The 25456-nt window shown below is 40.5% G+C and carries 25 protein-coding genes; 15 read left to right on the top strand and 10 right to left on the bottom strand.

The features are described from left to right. Positions 1-426: a disulfide oxidoreductase gene (locus ACQKEV_RS12855; RefSeq protein WP_427446646.1), complete on the bottom strand. Its 426-nt coding sequence runs from the start codon at positions 424-426 to the stop codon at positions 1-3. Positions 427-558: 132 nt separating this feature from the next. Between ACQKEV_RS12855 and ACQKEV_RS12850 the strand changes: the two genes are divergently transcribed. The 6 genes from ACQKEV_RS12850 to ACQKEV_RS12825 all read left to right on the top strand — a co-directional run bounded on the left by ACQKEV_RS12850 (position 559) and on the right by ACQKEV_RS12825 (position 7382). Continuing rightward, complete coding sequence (locus tag ACQKEV_RS12850; RefSeq protein WP_427446645.1) at positions 559-2103, top strand: GNAT family N-acetyltransferase; 1545 nt, start codon at positions 559-561, stop codon at positions 2101-2103. A gap of 150 nt (positions 2104-2253) precedes the next feature. Next, positions 2254-3987 carry a phospho-sugar mutase gene (locus tag ACQKEV_RS12845; RefSeq protein ID WP_427446644.1) on the top strand — a complete coding sequence of 578 codons (1734 nt, stop codon included), beginning with the start codon at positions 2254-2256 and terminating at the stop codon, positions 3985-3987. Positions 3988-4023: 36 nt separating this feature from the next. Continuing rightward, complete coding sequence (locus ACQKEV_RS12840; RefSeq protein ID WP_427446643.1) at positions 4024-4953, top strand: DNA-3-methyladenine glycosylase family protein; 930 nt, start codon at positions 4024-4026, stop codon at positions 4951-4953. Positions 4954-5050: 97 nt separating this feature from the next. Continuing rightward, a complete protein-coding gene (locus ACQKEV_RS12835; RefSeq protein WP_427446641.1) occupies positions 5051-6166 on the top strand; it encodes a GAF domain-containing sensor histidine kinase in 1116 nt (371 codons plus the stop codon). Between the two features lie 13 nt (positions 6167-6179). After that, a complete protein-coding gene (locus tag ACQKEV_RS12830; protein ID WP_427446639.1) occupies positions 6180-6827 on the top strand; it encodes a response regulator in 648 nt (215 codons plus the stop codon). 15 nt (positions 6828-6842) lie between these two features. Then, a complete protein-coding gene (locus tag ACQKEV_RS12825; RefSeq protein WP_427446637.1) occupies positions 6843-7382 on the top strand; it encodes an NADPH-dependent FMN reductase in 540 nt (179 codons plus the stop codon). 67 nt (positions 7383-7449) lie between these two features. Here the strand turns inward: ACQKEV_RS12825 and ACQKEV_RS12820 are convergent, their stop codons facing one another. Together ACQKEV_RS12820 and rsgA are read right to left on the bottom strand one after the other, a co-directional pair. Next, a complete protein-coding gene (locus tag ACQKEV_RS12820; RefSeq protein ID WP_427446635.1) occupies positions 7450-7818 on the bottom strand; it encodes an NUDIX hydrolase in 369 nt (122 codons plus the stop codon). An 83-nt stretch (positions 7819-7901) separates the two neighbouring features. After that, a complete protein-coding gene (gene rsgA / locus ACQKEV_RS12815; protein ID WP_427446675.1) occupies positions 7902-8984 on the bottom strand; it encodes a ribosome small subunit-dependent GTPase A in 1083 nt (360 codons plus the stop codon). 433 nt (positions 8985-9417) lie between these two features. Between rsgA and ACQKEV_RS12810 the strand changes: the two genes are divergently transcribed. Then, entirely contained in the window at positions 9418-9570 is a 153-nt protein-coding gene (locus ACQKEV_RS12810; RefSeq protein ID WP_427446633.1) for a hypothetical protein, read from the top strand. Positions 9571-9975: 405 nt separating this feature from the next. Here ACQKEV_RS12810 and ACQKEV_RS12805 read toward each other — a convergent pair whose 3' ends face one another. Next, positions 9976-10857: a cation diffusion facilitator family transporter gene (locus ACQKEV_RS12805; RefSeq protein ID WP_427446631.1), complete on the bottom strand. Its 882-nt coding sequence runs from the start codon at positions 10855-10857 to the stop codon at positions 9976-9978. Positions 10858-10903: 46 nt separating this feature from the next. Beyond that, positions 10904-12256, bottom strand: a complete 1353-nt coding sequence (locus ACQKEV_RS12800; protein ID WP_427446630.1) for a hemolysin family protein — start codon at positions 12254-12256, stop codon at positions 10904-10906. 204 nt (positions 12257-12460) lie between these two features. Between ACQKEV_RS12800 and ACQKEV_RS12795 the strand changes: the two genes are divergently transcribed. The 4 genes from ACQKEV_RS12795 (at position 12461) to ACQKEV_RS12780 (ending at position 16347) form a co-directional block, all read left to right on the top strand. Further along, positions 12461-13648, top strand: a complete 1188-nt coding sequence (locus ACQKEV_RS12795) for a chromate transporter (RefSeq protein WP_427446629.1) — start codon at positions 12461-12463, stop codon at positions 13646-13648. Between the two features lie 15 nt (positions 13649-13663). Continuing rightward, the gene (gene kynU / locus ACQKEV_RS12790) at positions 13664-14935 is read left to right on the top strand and encodes a kynureninase (RefSeq protein WP_427446627.1); all 1272 of its coding nucleotides are present in this window, start codon (positions 13664-13666) and stop codon (positions 14933-14935) included. Next, entirely contained in the window at positions 14936-15556 is a 621-nt protein-coding gene (gene kynB / locus ACQKEV_RS12785; RefSeq protein WP_427446626.1) for an arylformamidase, read from the top strand. A gap of 242 nt (positions 15557-15798) precedes the next feature. After that, positions 15799-16347 carry a hypothetical protein gene (locus tag ACQKEV_RS12780; protein WP_427446625.1) on the top strand — a complete coding sequence of 183 codons (549 nt, stop codon included), beginning with the start codon at positions 15799-15801 and terminating at the stop codon, positions 16345-16347. A gap of 109 nt (positions 16348-16456) precedes the next feature. Here the strand turns inward: ACQKEV_RS12780 and ACQKEV_RS12775 are convergent, their stop codons facing one another. The 4 genes from ACQKEV_RS12775 to ACQKEV_RS12760 all read right to left on the bottom strand — a co-directional run bounded on the left by ACQKEV_RS12775 (position 16457) and on the right by ACQKEV_RS12760 (position 19215). Next, positions 16457-17866, bottom strand: coding sequence for a cryptochrome/photolyase family protein (locus tag ACQKEV_RS12775; protein WP_427446623.1), 1410 nt, complete (start codon positions 17864-17866; stop codon positions 16457-16459). 5 nt (positions 17867-17871) lie between these two features. Further along, the gene (locus ACQKEV_RS12770; RefSeq protein ID WP_427446622.1) at positions 17872-18453 is read right to left on the bottom strand and encodes a TetR/AcrR family transcriptional regulator; all 582 of its coding nucleotides are present in this window, start codon (positions 18451-18453) and stop codon (positions 17872-17874) included. A 103-nt stretch (positions 18454-18556) separates the two neighbouring features. Beyond that, positions 18557-19045, bottom strand: a complete 489-nt coding sequence (locus ACQKEV_RS12765) for a universal stress protein (RefSeq protein WP_427446621.1) — start codon at positions 19043-19045, stop codon at positions 18557-18559. 17 nt (positions 19046-19062) lie between these two features. Then, a complete protein-coding gene (locus ACQKEV_RS12760) occupies positions 19063-19215 on the bottom strand; it encodes a hypothetical protein (protein WP_427446619.1) in 153 nt (50 codons plus the stop codon). 549 nt (positions 19216-19764) lie between these two features. On the opposite strand from ACQKEV_RS12760, the gene ACQKEV_RS12755 reads away from it, so the two are divergent. The 4 genes from ACQKEV_RS12755 to ACQKEV_RS12740 all read left to right on the top strand — a co-directional run bounded on the left by ACQKEV_RS12755 (position 19765) and on the right by ACQKEV_RS12740 (position 25144). Beyond that, on the top strand, positions 19765-21507 hold the full coding sequence (locus tag ACQKEV_RS12755) for an ABC transporter ATP-binding protein (protein ID WP_427446618.1): 1743 nt from the start codon (positions 19765-19767) through the stop codon (positions 21505-21507). Beyond that, a complete protein-coding gene (locus ACQKEV_RS12750) occupies positions 21504-23261 on the top strand; it encodes an ABC transporter ATP-binding protein (RefSeq protein WP_427446616.1) in 1758 nt (585 codons plus the stop codon). Before ACQKEV_RS12755 ends, ACQKEV_RS12750 begins: the two co-directional genes overlap by 4 nt. A gap of 301 nt (positions 23262-23562) precedes the next feature. Then, the gene (locus ACQKEV_RS12745) at positions 23563-24816 is read left to right on the top strand and encodes an MFS transporter (RefSeq protein WP_427446614.1); all 1254 of its coding nucleotides are present in this window, start codon (positions 23563-23565) and stop codon (positions 24814-24816) included. Positions 24817-24901: 85 nt separating this feature from the next. Further along, on the top strand, positions 24902-25144 hold the full coding sequence (locus tag ACQKEV_RS12740) for a metal-sensitive transcriptional regulator (RefSeq protein ID WP_427457926.1): 243 nt from the start codon (positions 24902-24904) through the stop codon (positions 25142-25144). 75 nt (positions 25145-25219) lie between these two features. Here the strand turns inward: ACQKEV_RS12740 and ACQKEV_RS12735 are convergent, their stop codons facing one another. Further along, positions 25220-25426 (bottom strand): YheE family protein, encoded by a 207-nt coding sequence (locus ACQKEV_RS12735; RefSeq protein ID WP_427446610.1) that lies wholly within the window; start codon positions 25424-25426, stop codon positions 25220-25222. Positions 25427-25456: the final 30 nt, after the last annotated feature.

The following is a 25456-nucleotide window of genomic DNA, read 5'->3' as shown; positions in this document are numbered from 1 at the left end:
CTACTTTTCCTCCTTCAAAACTCTCAACAACATGAAGCTTGTAATAGCGATAAGAATAAATGCAGTTAGGGCCAAAAATGGAATCGTGATGAATCCAAAGATGTTGATATATTCACCTGTGCAAGATACACGCCCACAGGCAGGTGCGTTTTCTGATAAAAAGGTAATTTTTTGTAGACCATAATGGTATAACGAAATTGCTCCACCAATTACGGAAAACGTTGCAGTCGTAACAGCAATGCGTGCATTTTTCTGTACATAGGCAATCCCTAGAATTATTACGAGTGGATACATGAAAATGCGTTGAATCCAACATAACTCACACGGTTCATAATGCCTGATTTCTGAGAAAAATAAGGACCCCATTGTTGCTGCTAAAGAAACGACCCACATAAACAATAACATATTCTCTGATTTTTTTGACATGTTCTAATCTCCACTTCTGAGGGTAAACTCTTATCAAATTATAATTCTAAGTGTGAAACAAGTAAAATATTTTCCACCTAGTCTGCAGTCCGATATAATGAATATGAAGCTTTTGTGAAGGAGACGATTTACATGTCAGAGCAATTCGATTTATCCCAATTTGAAATGAAAATGGTTATCAGACAGACAACCATGGATGATATAGAACCGATTTTAGCAATGCAAAAGCTTTGCTTTCCAGGGATGGACCCATGGAAAGTAGATCAACTGCGCAGTCATTTAAGTATTTTTCCTGAAGGCCAGATGGTCGCAGAACTGGATGGACATATTATTGGCTCATGTTCGAGTCTTATTATAAATTTCGATGAATACGATGACCGCCATTCCTGGTCAGATGTAACAGACGATGGTTATATAACGAATCACAATCCAGAAGGATACAATATGTATGGCATCGAAGTAATGGTGCATCCCGAATATCGACGCATGAAAGTAGGACAGCGTTTATATGAGGCGCGTAAAGAAATTGCTCGACAGTTTAATTTGAAATCCATCATTATCGGTGGACGTATTCCGAATTACCATAAACATTCAGATGAAATGATGCCACGTGAGTATGTGGATGCTGTATCACGCCATAAAATTTATGACCCTGTTCTGACATTCCAAATTATGAATGGTTTCACGCTTATGCGTATTAACCCGAATTACCTACCGGACGATACGGCATCAGGCAAATATGCGACTTTAATGGAATGGAACAATGTTGACTATAAACCAATGTCGAAACGTCATTTCAAAACTAGCTACCCTGTCCGTATCTGTGTTGTACAGTACATGATGCGTGCTATTGAATCATTTGATGATTTGGCAAATCAATGTGAGTACTTCGTTGACGTAGCGTCGGATGCACATTCTGATTTTGTGGTATTCCCAGAGATTTTCACCACTCAGTTAATGTCATTTTTAAATGAACCGTCTCCAAGTCGTGCGATTCGTCGATTGACTGAATTCACGCCTCAATATATCGAACTATTTACCGATTTGGCTGTCCGCTATAACGTCAATATTATTGGTGGTTCACATTTCGTTAAAGAAGAAGACGATGAGATTTACAACATCGCGTATTTATTCCGTCGTGACGGATCAATTGAAAAGCAATATAAAATCCATATCACACCTAATGAAAGAAAATGGTGGGGAATCAGCGCTGGCGATTCTGTCCGCGTCTTTGATACCGATTGCGGAAAAATTGCGATTCAGATCTGTTATGATATTGAGTTTCCGGAACTTGCGCGTATTGCAACGGACATGGGTGCCAACATTATTTTCGCACCTTTCTGTACGGAAGATCGACAAGGTTATTTACGCGTGAAATATTGTGCACAGGCCCGCGCGGTTGAAAATCAAATTTACACGGTTATTTCAGGTACTGTTGGTAACTTACCTCAAACCGAAAACATGGACATTCAATATGCTCAATCGGGTATATATGCACCGTCTGACTTTGAATTTGCCCGTGACGGAATTGTAGGAGAAACAAACCCGAACTTGGAAATGGTGTTAATCGGTGACGTGGATTTAGAAATTTTACGTCGTCAGCGTCAAGATGGTACCGTCAAGCAATTAAAAGACCGTCGCCATGACGTGTATCGCATCGAGTATAAAAAAGGCTGATAGAATAAGCGCAACGAAAGCTCGACACTAGCGCAGGAAGATTGAAAGGCGGATGTTTCGCCTTTCAAATTCTGAAGTGCACGCGAGCTGGCGCTTGAAGCATGGCTATCATTTTATAGTAAAATTAACAGTTCTAATGGGGGAATAGATTTGAGTTATCAACAAACTGCCGAAAAATGGCATGCCTTTGATCAATTGGAGCCTGAGCTGAAAGAACAACTTTCTGCAATGGCCCAGGATGAAAAACGTCTTGAGGACGCCTTTTATAAAGATTTGGAATTTGGGACAGGCGGTATGCGTGGTGAAATTGGTGCCGGCACAAACCGTATGAATACATACACAGTACGTAAAGCTTCCCAAGGGGTTGCTGATTACGTAAAAGCAGCGGGCGCAGAAGCAATGAAAAAAGGAATTGTCATTGCCTATGACAGTCGCAGAAAATCTCCGGAGTTTGCTTTAGAAGCGGCAAGTACTTTTGCCAAAAATGGAATTCAAGCCTATTTATATGAAGAGCCCCGGACGACCCCACAACTGTCGTTCAGTGTAAGGGAACTGGGAGCTTATATGGGAATTGTGGTAACTGCAAGTCATAATCCTCCTGAATATAATGGCTACAAAGTTTATGGAGAAGACGGAGCGCAGCTCAATTTGGCAGATGCTGAAGCTGTGATTTCTTTTGTTCAGCAAGTAGGCGATGAGCTGGCAGTCGAAGCGGGCAACGTTGAACTTTTAAAACAAAACGGATTGATTCAATTCGCTGGACATGAACTGGACGAGACTTATCTTGAAAATGTTACATCGATTCAACACCATCAGGACCTGACTGGGAAAAATGATTTAACGGTTGTTTTTTCTCCTCTTCACGGTGCATCGGGCTCGACAATTCGCAGTTTGATGAAACGTGCGGGTTACGAAAACTTTACTTTCGTCGAGGAGCAAATGGAGCCGAATGGCGAATTCCCAACCTTAAAGTCACCGAACCCGGAAGAAGCCAGTGCATTTGAAATGGCTATGGCGCAAGGTAAAGCGACATCAGCGGATTTATTGGTCACGGCTGATCCAGATGGAGACCGTGTAGGTGTGGCCGTTCGAGATGGTGACAGCTACTTATTATTGACAGGAAATCAAACAGGTGCCATTTTAATTGAATATTTATTGACGCAATTAAAAGAAGCAGGAAACATGCCGGCAAATGGACGAGTATTCAAAACCATTGTGACTTCGGATCTTGGGCGAGTGATTGCAGAATTCCATGGTTCATCGACAGAAGATGTGTTGACCGGATTCAAATTCATTGGGGAAAAAATTCAGCAATATAATGAATCGAATGAGTTTACATTCCTGTTTGGCTACGAGGAAAGTTATGGCTACTTAATTAAACCTTTTGCACGAGACAAAGACGCGATTCAAACCGTCCTAGCTATCACTGAAGCAGCCGCTTTTTACAAAATGCAAGGGAAATCACTGCTTGACGTTCTGCACGATTTGTTTGAAAGACATGGCTATTATTTTGAAGGGTTAGTATCAGTGACGAAAAAAGGTGCAGATGGAGCGCGTGAAATCAAAAATCTGCTAACCAGCTTGCGAGATCAACCTTTGAAAGAAGTAGCAGGCATTGCGATTTCATCGCAGGAAGATTATTTGACGCAAACACGCAGTTTCGTTGATGGTCGCAAAGATGAAAAGCTTATTTTGCCTCAAGCGGACGTATTGAAATACTTCCTAGCAGATGGTTCTTGGGTTTGTGTTAGACCAAGTGGTACGGAACCGAAAATCAAATACTACATTGGTGTGACAGGTTCTACTGAAGCTGACAGTAAAGAAAAACTTGAACGTATCAAAACTCAATTCACAGCAGAAATGGACCAGCGTTTCGGCCTGTAATGGAAGACCCTATTAGCGTAAAAAGCTAATGGGGTTTTGTTGATAGGGGGAAAGTATATGTGGAAACGACAAGGAAATGAAATGAGAAAATCAGTAGAGGATGTCAATTGGAACGATTTGCTGTTGTACTTAGGACGCAATGAAAGAGAAATATTGCACCACGTCGATAGAGAAATTAACTCGGTATTAAAAGCGATTCGAATAGGTCAAGAAATTATATTGATTCAAGTATCGTTCATACATAGTGAGCTTGTGGTTACATTCCCGCAATTAAGTATTGTCAGTGACCGTGTGACAGAGGCATCTGCTGCATATGTGGAGGAATGGTTTGATCTATCTAGAGACTTACAACCTTTTTATTCACTAGCTGGAGATGATGAAATATTAAATGGCGTAGTTTCCGCCTATAAAGGGCTACGAATTATTGGTGTTGAGGACTTATTTGAAGCACTTTGTTGGTCGATTATGGGTCAGCAAATTAGTTTGCACGTGGCCTATGCCTTAAAACAAAAGTTCGTAACGACATATGGTGAATCTATTTGTCATGCTGGAATTACGTATTGGCTATTTCCTTCACCAGAGAGAATCGCCTCTTTGTCAGTGGAGGATTTGCGCTCTCTTTCTTTTACTCAGCGAAAAGCAGAATATGTCATTGGTGTTGCCGAACTCATGGCTTCAGGTCAATTACTTAAAGAACAGTTTATCGATTTGTCATTAATTGAAATGGAAGCCAAATTAATAGCCATCCGTGGCATAGGGAAATGGTCAGCCAATTATGTGATTATGCGTTGTTTCAGACATCCAGATGCTTTTCCTTTAGCGGATGTAGGATTACACAATGCTCTAAAAAAAGTGCGCAATGAATCTCAAAAACCGAGTTTAGAAGAAATCGAAAGATGGGCTGAACATTGGCGTGGTTGGCGCGCCTATGCCACATTTTATTTGTGGAGAACGCTACAAGATTAACCGTTTTCAGTCAAAAGTATGAACCTATCTTCATGCCAATGCATGAAAACGGATGGTATGATAAGAGATATAATGAAGGTATGACGGAGGCGACTGTATGCAATCAAATGAACATTCAAATATCGGTTTACTCAAAGAGATAGCTGAATTGTTAAATGAAGAAACTGAAATGACACCGATGCTGCAGGGCGCATTACGAAAATTTTTAGCTGGTACGCAGTTTGAAACAGGATGGATTTTCTTTATTAATAAAAAAGGAAAACATCAATTAATTGTACATGAAAATCTTCCAAATGCTCTGGAACACGATAGTTGCCGACACCTGCAAAAAGGTGGCTGTTGGTGTGTCTCCAAGTTTCGCAATGGGGAACTAAAAAAAGCAACCAACATGATTGAGTGTCAGCGAATTGAAAGTGCCATCGATGCGAAAGTAGGAGATCATGGAGGCATTACCCATCATGCAACTGTACCATTGCAATCCGGTCAGGAAAGATTCGGTTTGCTGAACGTTGCTTCACCACATACGGTCGGGTTTACAGATGATGAACTGGCATTACTAGAGTCGGTAGCTTTTCAAATGGGATCAGCAATCAAACGCATCGTGCTGACAAAACAAGAACAGGAAATGGCCTTGGTTCAAGAACGTAATCGCTTGGCGCGTGACTTACACGATTCAGTGAATCAGCTGTTGTTTTCAGTAACTTTAACGGCGCGAGGCGGAAGCGTCATGGCGGAGCAAACCGAAGTGAAAGAAACGTTTCGTGAAATCCAGCATTTGACGCAGGAAGCATTGACTGAAATGCGTGCACTTATTTGGCAATTACGTCCTAAGGGTCTGGAAACCGGTTTGGTCGAAGGCATAAAGGGCTATGCAGAAATGCTGGGACTAACATTGAAAGTAAATGTAACCGGCGTAATAAATCTACCCTCACGCATTGAAGAAACGCTGTTCCGCATCGCACAGGAAGGATTAAATAATGTCCGAAAACATGCGGGGGTACAGGAAGCGGAATTATTCATCTCCGTGACACCTACGGATATGTTACTCGTCTTAAAAGATGAAGGATGCGGATTTCAAATGGATACGAATGTACGAATCCCTTCTATCGGATTACAGAGCATGAAAGATCGTGCCCAGGCAGCTGGAGGTTCGGTAGATTGGGTCAGTGAAATTGAAAAAGGAACGGAACTTTTGATCCGTTTGCCATATTAAGGAGGAAGTCTGCTTGATAAGAGTGCTGATTGCGGATGATCACCATGTGGTTCGACGCGGCTTATTATTTTTCTTAAAGACACAAAAAGATATGGATGTTATCGGGGAAGCAACAAATGGGCAGGAGGCTGTGGATATGACAGCGAGCCTCAGACCGGACATTGTGTTAATGGATTTAGTCATGCCAATTATGGATGGCATTCAAGCTACGAAAAAAATCAAAGAACAGCATCCACAGACGGAAGTGTTAATGCTGACGAGTTTTTCAGATCGTGATCACGTCATTCCTGCGATTGAAGCTGGGGCAGCTGGCTATCAATTGAAAGATATTGAGCCTGACGACTTGGTGGAATCTATTCGCAAATTGATGCGTGGAGAAAATACATTACATCCACGTGCCACTTCTGAACTCATGAAAAATAGAGAACCGCAAATTGAACCCCCACACAGGTTATATCCTTTGACACCAAGAGAGCAAGATGTTTTATCTGAGCTGACAAAAGGGAAAAGCAATAGAGAGATCGCTTCTTCATTGTTTGTCACAGAAAAGACAGTCAAAACCCATATATCCAATATTTTTTCAAAATTACACGTACAAGACCGCACGCAAGCTGCCCTTTATGCAGTAAAACACGGGCTAACTGAACCGAGCGGATTGTAAAAGGAGAGAATAGATATGAAAATTTTAGTTATTAGTGGAGGACCACGAAAACATGGTCGAACCGCCATTGTCGCGCGATTTATCGAACGTACTTATGGATTCCATACAATGGATTTGAGCGTAATGGAAATGCCGATGTACTCTGGAGAAGAAGAACAAGCTAATGAGCCGGTTGTGAAATCTTTACGTCAAGCGGTGCTCGAAGCAGATGCGGTGTTGCTGTTATCACCTGAATATCATAGTGCCATGAGTGGTGCGTTGAAAAATGCATTGGATTTCCTGGGCAGCACACAGTTTCTACATAAACCAGTCGGCTTACTTGCCATAGCTGGTGGAGGTAAAGGTGGAATCAATTGCTTGAATAATATGCGGACAGTAATGCGAGGCGTTTATGCCAATGCGATTCCCCGTCAATTGGTGCTTGACCCAAGTACATTCGACTATGAGCATGATGGACTTGTAAAAGAAGCCGCTGAACAAGTTGATGGCTTAATCGAGGAATTGAAAATGTACGCACGAATCGGTCAAGAAATTAAAGCACATCAAATTACTTAATCATGACAAAAACCGCATTCCTATAATGGAGGCGGTTTTTTCATTTAAGACTGTAGTTAGTGAAAATTTATTCGAGTTCATCAAGTAGCATTTTTAATAAAGGGGCTGTATATGTATCGAACATATCCTCTTCATCAATTAACACCCAAGAAACATCTATAATATCCTCATTGCATTCATTATTCGTATCAAGAAAAAGTTCACCGCCAATAACCTTTGCAACGTAAGTAAACTTATTGGTTGATTTAAAAATCAATTTTATTATTTCCACATCGTATCCTGTTTCTTCCTTTACTTCCCTAATGCAGGCTTCTTCAGGAGTTTCATTTTCATCGATTCCCCCGCCTGGATAATTCCAAACGATATCTCCTCTTTGTACATATTGTTTCACCATTAATACTTGGTTTCCATGTAAAACGAGCGCTTGTGAAATCATGTATGTGCCTCCAACGTTAAAAATCATCAAGATTTATCTCATATAGAAAAGCCAACCTTCGAAATAAAGGCTGGCCATATTTGTTATCTTTTTTTAGCAGGTCTTTTTCGCATATCTTTCGTAATTTGTTTCCATTTTCCGCGTTCCGCTTTTTGGGCGGCAGCATCTGCTTTTCGTTCCATGTAGGCAAGTTCACGTTTTAATTTTTCATAACTTGCAAAGCGTTCCCTTGTCAGTGCCCCATTATCGAGTGCTTCCTGTACTGCACAACCGGGTTGCCCATCGTGCTGGCAATCAGTGAAACGACAAGCGCTAGCGAATTGTTCTACGTCCTGGAACCCTGTATCAAGACTTTCACTGTTATCCCACATTTGAAACTCGCGCATACCTGGAGTGTCAATCAACAAACCGCCTCCAGGCATTCGGAATAGTTCTCTATGTGTGGTCGTATGGCGTCCTTTGTCATCATCTTCTCGAATTTCTTGAACAACCATGACATTTTCACCGCAGAGCGCATTGGTCAAAGAAGATTTACCAACACCTGACGAACCTAGCAAAGCAGCGGTTTTTCCGTCTTTTAGTAAGTCCTGGAGCTCGTCAATGCCTTCACCAGTAACACTGCTCACGACATGAATCTGAACTCCAAAGGCAATTGATTCCGCGTGATCAACATAAGATTGAGGATCATCACAGACATCTTTTTTCGTTAAGACGATGACAGGATTGGCACCTGAATCCCAGGCAGCAACCAAATATCGTTCCAATCGACGAAGGTTAAAGTCCAGGTTTAATGACATGACGAGAAAGACGATATCCACGTTAACGGCAACAATTTGTTCAACCGTTGTATCTCCCGCTACTTTTCGGGAAAAAATAGATGTTCTTGGTAGGATGTTTCGAATAATCCCTTTTTCTTCTCCGGGCATTTTTTCTACCGCAACCCAATCACCGACAGCTGGATAGTCACGACGTTCCTGTGCCTGATGTTTGAAACTGCCTGATAGGGAAGCTAGCCATTCGCCTTCATCTGTTACCACTCTGTACATATGTTTATGTTCCAGTAATACGCGACCTATAACGCAAGCTTGCAATTTCTCATTCGACGATTGGTCAGTCCATTTCGTTTCCCAAGTGTCGTTCCAACCGAATTTTTTTATTGTTTTCATTGTGTTTTCTGTTTTCAATGTGTATTCCTCCTGATTTGTGTGTATAAGAAAATTGGAATGCGCCAGATGCGCTTAAGTCCATTTATATTTTCTTAAGAATTAGAAAAACCGTGGCTGCGAAAAGGCAGTCACGGTTCATACACATCACAAAAGAAACGTTCTACTTGTTAGAAAGCATACGTGTGATGAGATACCTGGAACATGCCGATTCGCATTTTTACATTCTTAATTGAATTTGCCATAATACCTCACCTGCTTTCGTTTTAATATTTTAACCATAACAAAATCATATTCAAGAAGTCAATCATATATTTGAGAAATTTTGCCCTATTCTGAAAAAAACATTTGGCATGTTTAATTAACGGCATTGAATGGGTATCTTACTAATAAGTTAGAAAAAATCACATTACCTTAAAAATTGGAGGAATTTGAAATGATGAATAATTCAATTGCCGGTCAAAAATGGTGGAAAATTGGAGCTGCAGCATTCCTTACAGTAGGATTATTGGGTGCATGTGGTGACGGCGAAGATCAAGATAACATGGATGAAGATGTAGAAGAGGAAATGGAAGAAGAATCAGAATAATACATGATAAAAAAACCGCCGAGATGGCGGTTTTATTTTGTTTATATGGATAGACAGCGGGTATTCGTCCTTCGATTAAAAGCAATGGAAACGTTCCTGCCGTTTTTTTATTACAACTTAATCATAAAATTGATTTTGACTATAGGCTACATCTCATGTTAATAAAGAATTGATTAAACATGTCAGACGATAGTAGATGTTAAAAAGGTAAAACCGTGGCTTGTTTTTTATTGTTTAAGGAAGGGCAGGGCCGGCCACGAAGACTCCTGTGGGAATAGCTTGAGCTGAAGACCCCCGGACGTGGCTGAAGACAAGTCCACGGAAAGCGAAGTGGTCGTCCCTGCCGTTTTTTATATACAACCCAATTCACTTAAAACCGCTAAGTTGGCGTATTTTGTTTTCATTTTATTGTTTAACTGATTCGATGTGAGGTTCAATGTGAACTAGTACCATACAAAAAGGTTTTACTAAATGTATTTTCTTTTCTATTTCTTCTGTGATGCGATGACTCTCCACTACATTTAATAATGGATCAACTGTAACAGTTAAATCGACTAACATCAGATTTCCATGCATGCGTCCTTTGAAATCCTCTAAGTGAATGACACCGTGTACTTTTCGAACGAGCACTGAAAGTGTTTCTACCTCATCTTCATTAAAACCATCAGTCAGTGTATGTACGGCTTCATTGAATATATCATAAGCCGTTTTCATAATTAAAAGGCCAACCAAAATGGCCGTTATCGAATCCAGTATAGGTAAACCGAAAATAGCAGCTAATATCCCGATGGTTGTTCCAATACTGACGAGAGCATCTGAACGGTTATCATACGCAGCCGCTCGAACAGCGGAGCTATTGATTCGGTTAGCCAACTTTAAATTGTATCGATACACGACATACATCACGATGGCACTTCCAGCGGCAACAAATGCCGTCAATAGGGATGGTGTTTCGTGGACCGGGTGAAACAGGTTTTTGCCTGCATTGATTAATACTTGTAATCCGACAGCAGCCATAATAAAGGAGGCGACAAGGGAAGCGACTGTTTCGGCACGAAGATGACCATAATGATGATTTTGATCCGGGGGCTTTTGTGAAATTCGAAGTCCAATTAGAACGGCAATGGAAGCAGCGATGTCCGTTGAATTATTGAGACCATCTGCTTTTAATGCTTCTGAAGTACCGATATATCCGATCGTCAATTTTATCGCGCTCAGAATTAAATAGGTACCGATGCTTATCCAAGCACCTTTTTCCCCTTCGCGTAAATGTGTATATAGCTCCAAATTGTTTCCTCCTTGCAAAACTTTCACACATAAGAAAACGACCCTCTTAGTGAGAGTCGTTTCTTTCTAATTTTTCTTCAATCATTTCTTCGATTTCTTTTTTAGTTAATTTAATGACTTCAAGATACAGTATGTGATGACCTTCCATATCTTTAATCGTGAACTCGTATCCTTGTTCAATTATTTTTTCACCTTTAATGGCTTCAAAATGTTTAGTAAGGAACCATCCACCGATTGTATCGATATCTTCTTCATCAATGTCGATGCCGAGAATATCGTTGACATTTTCAATTAAGATTTTGGCATCCAGTATATAATGATGATCTCCCAGTTTTTGAACTTCAGGCAATTCATCATTATCAAACTCATCCCGGATATCTCCGACAATTTCTTCCAGAATATCTTCGATTGTCACGAGTCCGGATGTTCCGCCGTATTCATCCATCAATACGGCCATATGGATACGTTCGCGTTGGATCTTCAATAACAATTCACCAATTGGAATTGTTTCTATGACACGAATAATAGGTTGCATATAATCAATGACCGGGCGATTGATATTTTCCGTATCTTTAATATATGCAGTCAATAAGTTCTTCATATTAACAAGTCCGATTACGTGATCTTTATCGCCATCTGTAACAGGATAACGCGTGTATTGTTCCACGTTTACTTGGTCGAACACCTGGCGAAGAGTTGTATCTTTATCAATGGTGCTCATCTCGGTACGGGGCGCCATAATTTCTTTGGCAATCCGATCGTCAAATTCAAAAATCTTGTTTACAAACTTATATTCAGATTGGTTAATCTCGCCGCTTTTCAAGCTATCCGATAGAATCATACGAAGCTCTTCTTCCGTATGTGCCAGTTCTGATTCAGATGCTGGCTTTAAGCCAAATAAGCCTGTAAGTGCTCGAGCGGAACCATTCAAGAATTTAATAATTGGATACATGATGCGGTAGAACCAAATCAATGGTTTCGCTGTAAACAAGGCAACTTGTTCCGCTTTTTGAATGGCTAACGTTTTCGGTGCCAATTCACCGACAACTACGTGCAAAAATGTTACGAATGAGAACGCAATTCCGTAAGAAAGGATATTCGACATGCTATCGCTTAGCTCGAAACGCTCAAATAGTGGATGTAATAATAGCTCGACAGTAGGTTCACCAAGTAAACCGAGACCTAAAGCGGTCATTGTAATACCTAGCTGACAGGCTGATAAATATTCATCTAAATTTGAAATAACACGTTTTGAAGCTATAGCACGTTTATTTCCTTCCGCAATCAATTGATCGATGCGGGTAGATCTCACTTTTACAATAGCAAACTCACTTGCAACGAAGAATGCCGTAAAGGCGATTAAGACAGCAAATGCTGTCAATCGTATGGCTATGTCCAAAGAATTCCTTTGTTCCAGACCCGAATGAGGGGGAGAACAAAGTGTACACCTCCTGTTTTCTAAAAAATAGTTAATACCTATAATAATAATTTACTCGCGTATAAAAAACAAATATTACTTTCTATACGCAATATTCCTTTCAACGGTTTCCTTCTTTTTGTATCCTAATAGAAGACACTTATATGACGGGGGAGTGAATAAATAATGGGAAAAGCAAAGAGAGGTCGTTACCTTGAAATCCTGTCCGCTTCAACCAAGCTTGGGTTAACTTCCTTTGGAGGGCCGGCAGCACATATCGGTTATTTTAGAGATGAATACGTGCAAAAGAGAAAATGGCTCGACGACAAGTTGTATGCTGATTTAGTTGCCTTATGTCAATTCCTTCCTGGTCCCGCGAGTTCACAAGTAGGGATATCAATCGGTATGCTACGGGGAGGATTATTCGGTGGTATTTTGTCATGGATTGGTTTTACACTTCCTTCGGTTTTAATATTGATGGCCTTCGCCTGGATCATCATGCAAACAGGATCATTTGAAAGTGGTTGGATTCAAGGATTGAAAATCGTTGCTGTCGCTGTTGTTGCACATGCATTGATGGGGATGGGCAAAACGTTAACACCGGATCGACCGAGATTGACCGTCGCCATGATTGGAGCCGCCGTAACATTATTGATTCCGACGGCGTGGGGTCAGATTCTGATTATCCTATTGGCTGGTATTTTTGGAGTCATGTATTACAAAAATGAAAAAGCCCCAGATGCCGTGGAAATGCCATTGACTTTCGGCAAGAAGACAGGAATTATCGCATGGATTCTGTTCTTTAGCTTATTGATTCTATTGCCTGTTTTCAGACCATTTGTACAAGCTGTCTGGTATGCGATTTTCGATATATTCTATCGAGTCGGCTCGATCGTGTTCGGCGGAGGTCATGTTGTTTTACCTATGCTTGAAAGGGAAGTAGTACCAGCCGGTTGGATGTCTTCGGAAGCTTTCATAGCGGGTTATGGTGCAGCACAAGCGGTACCAGGTCCATTGTTTACGTTAGCTGGTTACTTGGGACAAATAATGGGAAGCTTTTCTGGAGCGGCGATTGCCGTAGTTGCCATGTTCTTACCATCTTTCTTACTTGTGGTGGGGACGTTGCCGTTTTGGGCCGTCATTCGTACGAAACCAAGAATTCAAGCGGCATTAAAAGGTGTAAATGCAGCTGTAGTGGGAATATTACTGGCTGCTTTATATGACCCAGTCTTTACAAGTGCGGTGCATGACCCGATAGATTTTGTCATTGTGTTAATTTCCTTTACTCTGTTAGTATTTTATAAACTGTCACCTTGGATTGTCGTCATCATTACCGCAATTTTAGGTGCTTTGAGCTTTGCTATGTTTGGATAAAAGGGAGAGATGGCTTTGGATACGACTTTGCAATATGCAAAAGAAATGGATCAGAAGGATAGAATGCGCAATTTTAAAAATGAATTCTACTTACCTGAGAATCAACTATATATGGATGGAAACTCTTTGGGGCTCATGTCTAAGCGCTCAGAAGCAACGCTGGAAAAATTGATAGCAAGCTGGCGTGAAAGAGGGATTGATGGGTGGACGGAAGGAGAAGATCCTTGGTTTACCTATTCAGAAAAGCTGAGTGAACGCGTGGCCAAAATAGTCGGTGCAAACGGAAATGAAGTGATGGTGACTGGATCCATTACCGTGAACATTCACCAAATGCTTTCAACTTTGTTCCATCCCACACCTGAAAAGTCTGTCATTGTCGTAGACGAACTGAATTTCCCTTCTGATATTTATGCGGTTGAAAGCCATTTGAAATTACGTGGACTGGATCCAGCGGTATCAATGCGTAAAGTGAAAAGTGAAGATGGGTATACATTGACACTAGAGGCAATTGAAGAAATGCTGACGGATGATGTTGCTATTTTAATGTTGCCATCTGTATTATATCGAAGCGGTCAATTATTGGACTTGAAACGTATAACAGAAATGGCGCATACAAAAGGAATCTTGGTGGGCTTTGATTTAGCACATTCAATCGGCTCCGTGCCTCACCAATTACATAACGATCAAGTGGATTTTGCGATATGGTGCCATTATAAATACATGAACAGTGGTCCTGGTGGAACAGGGGGGCTTTATATTCACGAACGTCATCATCACGAGCTACCTGGTCTTGCGGGCTGGTTTGGTTCTGATAAAACGAAACAATTTGATATGTCCCATGACTTCACAAAAGCAAATGGAGCGGGAGCTTATCAAATCGGGACCCCTAATTTATTCAGCACTGCTCCTCTTAGCGGTAGTGTTGAGCTTTTTGAAGATGCAGGGATGGACGCTGTCCGATCAAAATCACTTGCATTAACCAAATATTTAAGAGATTTGATCCAAGCGGAAGTAGGGTCATTTGATTTTGTTGACGTGACGCCGCTTGCAGACGAATCCAGAGGTGGCCATATTGCTTTAGCTCATCCGGAAGCTGCTCGAATTTGTAAGGCATTAAAAGAAGCGAATGTCGTTCCTGATTTCAGAGCACCTGATATTATCCGACTAGCGCCAATCAGTTTTTATTCGAGTTTTGAAGATGTATGGGAAATGGTTCAACGCTTAAAAACGATTATGGTTGAAGAGACATACAAAACGTTTTCAAATGAACGAAACGTGGTGGCCTAAATGAAAATACATGACATTTCGATGTTACTGAATAAGAACGTAGCTGAATGGCCAGGAGATACGCCTTTTCAATTCCATGTTAACTGGACAAAGGAACAGAGTGGTTCGGTAAACGTCGGACAAATTACGACGAGTACGCATATCGGTACCCATATTGATGCTCCTTTTCATTTTGATGAAAATGGGGAAAAAGTTCATGAACTACCATTGAAAAATTATATCGTCGAGGCGATTGTAGTTGATGTGAGCGAAAGAGAATTCATATCGAAAGAAGTATTGAATGGATTAACCATTGGAGAAGCAAAAGCTGTACTTTTCCGAACTAATGCCTGGCAGCAAAGAGATGTCTTTCCGGCAGAAATTCCAGCCTTTGATGTCGATGTTGTGGAGTGGATGGTTGAGAACGGAGTCATTTTATTTGGAGTCGATTTGCCTTCAGTGGATGCAATTACAAGTAAAGACTTACCGATGCATCACGCTTTAGGAACTGCAGGTCGCTATATATTAGAAGGGCTTGTATTGGATGAAGTTAGAGAAGATACCTATCAATTAATTGCGCTGCCCTTAAAAATTGAAGGCGCAGATGGTAGTCCCGTCCGTGCAGTGTTGATTGAAAGATAAAATAAAAGGGGCTGTCCTAATAGTCATTAATTATGACTTTAGGGCAGCCCTCTTCATATTAATACATGTTTCGAAGCGCGTTCTGAAGCGGATATATAAACAGGCACGCTTTCCGGTAAGCAATAACCCTCTTTTCACGAATGTTTATTTGTAATAGCATTGAAAATGAACAGCCCTCTTATTTTTACAAATTTTTCTAGAAATTGTGGTAAAATGAAGTTAATGAGGGGGTATTTATTGCAATGGATTATGAACGCAAAAGTTTATATTGGATTTTCGCTCTGCTTTTATTGGTCATAGCACCAATTGTCATTTTAATTACTCCTATGATTGTTTCCTTAACATTATCTAACTCTCGTGACAAAATAGTTTTTATTCCTTTGAGTACCAGTATGGTGTTGTATGCTTTAGCATTTTTAGTTGTTATTGTGTTGCTTTGTGTCATGTATTTTTCACGATCAGTTCTGTTTAATTCGATTACTGGCATAATCGTGTTAATTGGCTTCATCTTAATTTTCAGTCAAGGTGTTCAAAATTACGTCTATTTACATCAGGACTTTATTGAATATAATCCCGTCTTGGGATCTAATGCATTATACAATTGGGAAGAACTTGCGAGTGTTTCACACGAGATGTATGACGAAGAATTAGACCGAGATGAAAAGTATATATTTGAGTTTAATGATGGATATACCTTTGAATTTTTAGTTTCTGGAATAGTAAATGCTGAAGCTCAAAGTAAAATATACCAAAAGTTATTACAGCTGAATGTACCATATAAGGAATATTAGTATTTTATAAGTTTGTCTTGTTTAAAGCAAAAAAGTAGGGCTACCCCTGTATCAATCGGTAGCCCTACTTTTTTTTTGCTTTAAACAAAAACATCTTCGTTAAGGAGAATTATTTGTCCTTATTTTTTATCTCATCATATGCAAGCAAAGCTCTGGCTCGTCCTGCTTTATGGGTCACGATTGGATATGGATAAGTTTCACCGAGTACAACACCTGCTTTTTCAAGCGCTTCCTCAGAAGCTTGCTCTGGTTGGATGATATCTTTGTTAGAAAGACCCTTAAGCTCGGGAATCCATTTTCTGATGTAGACAGCTTCGCTATCGAATTTTGCGCTTTGAAGATAAGGATTGAAAATACGGAAGTAAGGTGCCGCATCCGCTCCGCTGCCAGAGGCCCATTGCCAACCGAAGATATTATTTGCAATGTCTGAATCAATGAGAGTATCCCAGAACCATGACATGCCTTTTGTGAAATCAACCAACAAGTGCTTCGTTAAATAACTTGCCACATTCATACGTACACGATTATGAATATATCCGGTTTCCCAAAGTTCACGCATCCCTGCATCGATCAAAGGTATGCCGGTCTGGCCACGACACCATTTTTCGAAATGCTCTTCATTGTTCAACCAAGGGAATTTCAGAAAATTTTCATTCAGTGGTTGTCTTGCTGTTGAAGGATAATGCACGAGCATTTGATAAGCAAATTCACGCCATATCAACTGACGAATAAAGGCTTCACTGACATCAGGTTTCATTTTCAACGCATAATGATAAACGCTTCGCACCGATAATGCACCGACAGCCAGGTACGGGGAAATTCGTGAAGTACCAGGCAAAGAAGGGAAGTCTCTTTTGATTTTGTATGCGGCAATATCTTCGTCAATAAATTTTTTGACCAATTCAATCGCTGCGTCTTCGCCTGGTGTCCAAGTTGCATCAATCCCATCGGTCCATTTAATTTCAGGGACTAGCTGCAATGTTTGAATATCTGCAGATATACACTTCACACTTGAGGGAAGCCCCATAAATACAGCATCTCTGAATCGAGGAACTACTAGGGGAACGGATTTTGTCCGGAACTGTTTATAAAAAGGAGTAAAAACTTTATAAGGTTCTCCATTATCTTTGACCGATTCCCATGGTGGCAAAAGCATGGTACCTTCAAAAGTTTTCACATTTAGTCCCTCATCAAACAACTGCTTGGCAAAATCCTCATCTCTCTGTCGTTGATTAGGATGGTAAGAGCGATTGTAATACACCGCTTCAATACCCATTTCTTCACGAAGGGAACGAACAGTTTCAGGTAATGGAGAACTGGAAACATAAAGTTCACCACCAATTTCACGTATAGACGTTTGTAATGTTAGCAAATTTCGATGAGTCCAATATTTGAATGCTGCTCCAAGATTATCTTCCAGCACATAGATTGGCAAAACTTCACCATCTAATTGTGCTTGGGAGAGGGCAGGGTGATCGTGGAGCCGTAGATCGTTCCGTAAAAGGACAGCAATTTTCATCTTTGTCACGACTCCTTACGAGGTTTGACCCCATTTTCAATGATGTCATTCAGCATGTCCGCCCAGCCTTGAATATTTTCATCCTTTGCCGGTCGTGCCAAAATGGAATGGAAAAAGAACGACGCAACTAACTCGTTAGGTAAATCTTTACGGACTTCGCCTAACTCTTTAGCTTTATTTACTTGATTGGACAACATAAAAAACATTTTGCCGTGCAGTCCGTCCATTTGTTTTAAGCGATTTCTGGCAATTTCAGATTCCGATTGATCGAGTTGGCCTCTCATGCTGATCATGTGATGTACTTGATCGTACGTCATGAATGTTTTCAGCCACTCTTTCATTGTTTCCAATCCAGTCGTTCTAGATGCGATTATTTCCATTTCATCCATTACTTTTTTGACCAGAATATACATATAGTCCGTTATGAGATCGTCTTTATGACTGTAATATTCATAAATGGTGCTACGCGCGATATCTAAGTTTGCGGACAATGCCTTAAAAGAAAAGCCTTCATACCCACGTTCAAGTAATAGCTTTTCAGTTTCTCTTAGCATTTCTGCTTCATCCATTTTTCTTTGACGCGCCATTTTTCTCACACCTTACTTATCTGATAGTTCTTTTCAGTATACGTGATAACACTTTAAAATCGAAATAAAAACGCGCTCCGTCTGAAATGGGAGCGCGTTTACGTTATTTGACTACTATGACAGAGCATGGAGAATCTTTCACAATTTTTTCGCTTACAGAACCTACGAAAAATTTTTGGAAACCAGATTTCCCGCTATTTCCAACGATAATGGCATCTGCCTGTTCTCTTTCCGCCAAATCCGATAATGCTTTTGCTGGATGACCGTCGACTGCGACAATCTGACCATGCACATTATGGTTGTCGAGTTGAACCTGTATGGACTCCGTCATTTGATTTGCATATTCAACCGCCAATTGTCGAGGCGAATCAGAATTCGGTGGTACAGGAGGGACTGTCGTCATGTCTGTCAAGATTGGAGCAGAACCCAAGGCCTGGCTCGAATAGGCGATATCTCCACCTACCACATCATCATTGACATAAGCTATTAACAACTTGGTATTTGGTTTATATTCCATTAAGTCTACGGCTTTTGCAAGAGCTGCTCGACTTCCTTCCGAACCATCGTATCCTACAATCATTTTGTTAAACATAGATGTGAACTCCTTTCTTAGCTGAACATAGGGAATACGTAATTTATGAGAAGCCATACTACTGCGAAAAAGATAATTAAATAGGCAGCATATTTAATAAATGTGGCACCAACTAGTCCATTATCCGTTTTTTCCTCACGTCGAACTTCGATATTCTTTCTTTCTTCCATGATTAATCGCTCCATTCTATTTGTGTATGGTTTGTTATCATTTAAATACCCTACCTAAATATGCCTAAACTCAAGTTATTAACAGAATAATAATTTTTTTCTAAATGTATTGACAATCAAAAAAATGTCATGATAATCTTAATAAGTAAATAACCTATGAGAAAAGGAGGTACGTGTCATGATCATCAGATTTGAAATTGCTACAAACTACATAGTTCGTCCGTACCTGCCAGTCATTTCTCTTTGATTTTTAATTAATCATGGAACAGGTGTGGACACCTGAACCTATTTTCATGCGCACACGCATCTGGAAACAGGGCGTGTGCTTTTTTGTGTTTATTTACTACCAAATTTTGGTTGTTACAGCGTTGCTGTTTCAAATAGAGAAATGCCGAAGACCATGAAAGTCCTGTCTGAGGTTGAAAGCAAAAAAAACTATGAAAAGGAGTGCTGAAGATGAACATTCAGCTACAGAAACAAATTTTAATCAAGGAATCTCTAGAAGGTGGCTAGTGTAAGCCCATCCTGAAAAAGAAAGAAGGAAATTAAATGTTCTCAGTATTATTTAAACTTAAATGGTTTTTTGCAGAAAACTGGAAACGATACACAATCGCGATTTCATTGTTGATGGTAACGAATGTAATTGAAGTTGTGCCCCCTTGGTTATTAGGGGAATCCATTGATGCCATTTATCAACAAACATTAACATCACAGTTATTGTTGACTTTCTTACTCGCTTTACTAGGTGTAACGGTTCTCAATTACTTAAGTAACTTTGTGTGGCAATACCAACTATTTGGCGGAGCTTATGTGATTGAAAAACAATTGCGTAGCCGCTTGATGAAACAATTTTTACGTATGACACCTTCGTTTTATGAGAAGAACCGTACAGGGGATTTGATGGCGAGAGCGACAAATGATTTAAAGGCAGTTTCCACAACAGCAGGATTCGGTATCTTAACATTGATTGACTCATCCCTTTATATGCTTACGATTTTAGTGACGATGGGAATTCTCGTTAGTTGGAAATTGACATTAGTAGCACTTCTTCCACTGCCTATCTTGGCAATCATCATGCAAATTCTCGGCAAGCGCATCCACGAGAAATATATGAAGGCGCAAGATGCGTTTGGCGATATGAATGATGGCGTACTAGAAGCAGTAGCGGGGGTTCGAGTGATTCGAGCCTACGTGCAAGAACGTGCATCAGAAAAACAATTCGCTGATATGACGGAAGATGTCTATTCGAAAAACATGGAAGTTGAAAAAATTGATGCATTGTTCAATCCCATCACTAAAGTATTGACCGGAGTCAGTTACATGATCGGGTTAGGTTACGGTGCGTACCTCGTTTCACAACAGCAAATTACACTGGGGGACTTGGTATCATTCAACGTGTACCTGGGAATGATTATTTGGCCAATGTTTGCAATCGGGGAATTGATTAATGTCATGCAACGAGGGAACGCTTCTCTTGATCGTGTTCAAGAAACGCTCGATTATGAAGAAGATGTCAAAGATGCTTCTCATCCAGTGACAGTATCTCAACCGGGACACATCGGATTCAACAAAGTTAAATTCCAATATCCACAATCTTCGTCGGTGAATTTAAGCGATATCAACTTGCAATTGGAGCAAGGGCAGACGCTTGGAATTGTCGGGAAAACAGGAAGTGGAAAGACGACATTGATCAAGCAGTTACTGCGTGAATATCCAGCTGGAGAAGGAACGATTTCATTAGCCGGCATCCCAATTGAAGAACAAACAAAAGACCAGGTTCGCAATTGGATTGGCTATGTTCCGCAAGATCATGTGTTATTCTCACGGACTGTCAGAGAAAATATTCTGTTCGGTCATCCGGAAGGTACGGAAGAAGACATTGAGACTGCCATTCGTTTATCTCATTTCCAAAAAGATTTGCAGTTATTGCCGCAAGGATTGGAAACGCTCGTTGGTGAAAAAGGAGTAGCTTTATCTGGCGGTCAGAAACAACGAATCTCGATTGCCCGTGCACTCATTAAAAATCCTGAAATCTTATTATTGGATGATTCATTATCTGCTGTAGATGCGAAAACAGAAGCGCGGATTATTGAAAATATTCAACAGGAACGACATGGAAAAACAACGATTATTACAACACATCGTTTATCAGCCATTCAACATGCAGACTGGATTGTAGTATTGGACGATGGCGTAATAATTGAAGAAGGTACACATGAAGATTTGCTGAAGAATGAGGGCTGGTACAAAGAACAGTTCGACCGTCAGCAAATTGAGGAGGTGTCATCATGAGTACAGGAAAAAGATTATGGCTTTACGCCCTTCATTATAAAAAACTATTAATCATGGGAATCGCCATGCTGACGGTTGCCGTTGCAGCCGATTTGGCAGGTCCATTGATTGCCAAAAAAATTATTGACGAACATATTGCCGATACAACCGCAGGCTCCATTGATTTTGAACCGATCCTGATGCTGCTTAGTGTATTTTTTGCACTAACAGTCGTGGCTGCAATTTTCCGTTATGGAGAATATTTATTGCTTCAAAAAGCCGCAAATCGTGTCATTCAAAAAATGCGAAATGATGTGTACCAACACATTCAAACATTGCCGATTCGTTACTTTGATAACTTGCCGGCTGGTAAAGTAGTTGCTCGTATCACAAATGATACGGAAGCAATACGGGAATTGTATGTAACGGTGCTTTCTCAATTTGCGTCAAGTGCGATGTACATTACTGGAATTTATGTGGCGCTGTTCTTCCTAGATTGGAAAATGGCTTCCATCGCATTATTTGTTTTACCTATTTTGTTTGTATGGATGGTCATGTACCGAAAATATGCATCGAAATATAACCACATCGTCCGTGCAAAAGTAAGTGACATGAACGCGATGATTAATGAATCCATTCAAGGTATGACGATTATTCAAGCATTTCGTCGTGAAGAACAAATGCAGGAAGAGTTCGAAGTGATGAATCGTGAACATTACAAATATCAAAATAAACTGCTGTACTTGGATGCGGGAACTTCCCATAACTTGGTTGGTGCAATACGCTCCATTACATTTGTATTATTCATTTGGTATTTCGGCGGGGCGTCTTTGAATGCAACCTCCGCAATTTCAGTAGGTGTGTTATATGCTTTTGTTGATTACATTACGCGACTGTTTAACCCAGTGACGGGTGTTGTGAATCAGTTAGCTAAATTAGAACAAGCACTTGTAGCAGCTGAACGTGTTTTCCGATTACTAGATCGCTCTGGAGAAGAAGTTAGCGACGAAAAAATTGCCCGTTATCGAGGCAATGTCCGTTTCGATGACGTGTGGTTTGCTTATAAGGATGAAGAGTATGTACTGAAAAATATTTCATTTGAAGCTAAACAAGGGGAGACGGTAGCATTAGTTGGTCATACCGGATCCGGGAAAAGTTCTATTATGAACTTATTATTCCGTTTTTACGATGTATCCAAAGGCGCCATCACAATCGACGGAACGAATATTCAGGACTTATCACGACAAACTGTGCGTGACCATATGGGAATCGTTTTGCAAGATCCATATTTATTTACAGGCACCATTGAATCCAACGTCAGTCTGGGTGATGCAAGAATTTCCCGTGAAAAAGTGATCGCTTCTCTCGATGCGGTTGGTGGAGAGCGGGTACTGAAGCATTTGCCTAACGGAATTGATGAACCAGTCATTGAAAAAGGAAGCACGCTTTCTTCAGGACAGCGTCAATTAATTTCCTTCGCTCGTGCATTGGCATTTGATCCGGCTATATTAATTTTGGATGAGGCAACTTCCAACATTGATACAGAAACGGAAGAAATCATTCAGCATGCCATGGAAGTACTGAAAAAAGGACGTACGACTTTCATTATTGCGCATCGACTTTCTACTATTAAAAATGCAGATCGCATTTTAGTATTGGATCGAGGAGCAATTGTTGAACAAGGGACACATGATGAATTAGTAACCCTAGGTGGACGCTATGAACAAATGTATCGCTTACAATCTGGAGTGGCTCTTAACCCGCAAGTGGGTTAAGGGGCACTCCCTTTTTTTGAGCTTATTCATTCGAAAAGAGGTTTCGAAACAAGCTTCGAAGTGGGGCTTTCTTTACCAGTTGCGTATTTCGTGGTGTCAGGCAAGAGTGGCGCATTACGCTTTTCTTGGTGTCTAGCTCCCTAAGCTTCAGTCTCTCCTACGAAAGAGGCTTTCGTATCGAACCTTCCAGCGCCGGTGTCAGGCTAGAGTGGCGCATTACGCTTTTCTGGGCATTGCAACTTTATCACGAAAGTCTTATATTTAGAGAGGCGAAACAAAGGGGTAAGGGGATATAAGAATCATGATCAACTGGGTAACTGAATGGAAAATGAAAATTACGGGCTTTAATCGAAACATAAGGATATTCATGCTTGCGAATGTGTTGATTCAAATAGGCATGGGTGTTTTTATGGTCATGTACAATTTATATATAAAGGAACTCGGATTGTCCGAAGTAGTAAACGGAAAAGTTATCTCATATATGTCTTTAGCTACCGCTATTGTACTGATTCCTGCGGGCTTTTTAAGTGATCGTGTTGGGAGGAAATGGAGCATTGCGGTAGGTACATTGCTGACTGCAATTACATTATTTTACCGAAGTGTTGTTGTAAGTGAAGAACCAATTGTCATCGCAGCATTCTTTACCGGACTATTTATGGCCATTGTGCAGGTGTCTGGCGTTCCGTTTTTAGCTGAAAACTCGAAAGCCTCTGAGCGTATGCACTTATTCAGTATTCACTTTTCGGTAGTAACAGTTGCAAGTGTAATCGGGAGTTTTGGTGGGGGCGTGTTGGCAGATGTGCTCGAATTTGGCTTTGGAATGAATGCAGTCGACGCAATACGATGGGCTCTTTTGGCTGGAGCAATTATATTTACAATTGGGATTGTACCTTTGTTGAAGTTAAAACCAGAAACGGTTTCTGAAGATGCAAAAGTAGAGGCAGCGATAAATCTTCCGGAACAGGACAGTGGCTTTAAAATAAATGTACGGATTATTGTATTGTTTGCCATTGCGCAATTATTGATAGGTATCGGCTCGGGTCTTGTTATTCCTTATTTAAATTTGTATTTTGCCAATCGTTTTGATGCTTCTTCTGCATTTATCGGTTTGGTACTTTCCCTCGGTTCGGCAATGACAGCCGTTGCGATGTTAATCGGACCGATGTTGGTCAAAAAAGTTGGTAAAGTAAATGCACTGGTACTATTTCAATTAGGTTCTTTGCCGTTTTTATTCTTAACAGCTTTTACAACGTCAGTATGGCTGGCATCAGCTGGGTTCTTGATGAGGCAGGCTTTGATGAATGCAGGTAATCCTATTCAAAGCGCTATTGCGATGGAAGTCGTCCATGATAAATATAAAGGGCTGGCAAATTCAGTTAACCAAATGGTATTTAATATTGGTTGGGCTGTCATGGGGCCAGTATCTGCCTGGTTAGTGACCACATATGGTTCATATTGGGGCTATGCTTATGCCTTTTCTATTACCGGATTTTTATATATTCTTTCTTCCAGTTATTTTTATATAGCTTTTGGAAGAAGGAAGCAGATATTGTAATGGATTTTTCTTGCTAAATCGGCTATCGTAGATGAAAGAAGATACACCAGTGAGGAGTGAGACGGACTTGCATTATGACAAAACCATGATAAATCGATTAAAACGACTTGAAGGACAAGTGCGAGGCGTCATCAGAATGATGGAAGAAGGAAAAGACTGCCGTGAAGTGGTAACCCAGCTTTCCGCTGTACGTTCTGCATCGGATCGGACGCTTGGATTAATTGTCGCAAAAAATTTGGAACACTGTATTATTGAAGCGAACGAAAAAGGTACATCCACTGAAACTGCCATACAGGAAGCTGTTAGCATGTTGGTGAAGAGCAGATAAATGATAAATAGCTGGAAACGCGATACAAAGGCGTTTCCAGCTATTTTTATGTATGAAATAATTTATGTAATTAACTTAGTCGTACACATGAAATAGCATCAGTTCATGAATCATTTTTTTGACGGTTTCTTCTTCAGGGGGATGAGAACCATTTGTCCATTCAATTGATCCATCTGGTAAGTATTCTCCAGAGTAACGGGCTTGCTTGTAGAAGAAAGAAAATGTCCAGCCAGGTAATTGTTTATTTTCAAACATTGGTTTGAAGCTAAAATGTTGTAGCATGATTGTGCTCCTTTCATAGGTAGAGACACA

Origin of the sequence: Paenisporosarcina sp. NPDC076907, from assembly GCF_050269735.1 — a bacterium.
GTDB lineage: Bacteria > Bacillota > Bacilli > Bacillales_A > Planococcaceae > Paenisporosarcina.
The sequence above is the reverse complement of the archived record's forward strand: the minus strand, read 5'-3'. Positions and strand labels throughout refer to the sequence as shown.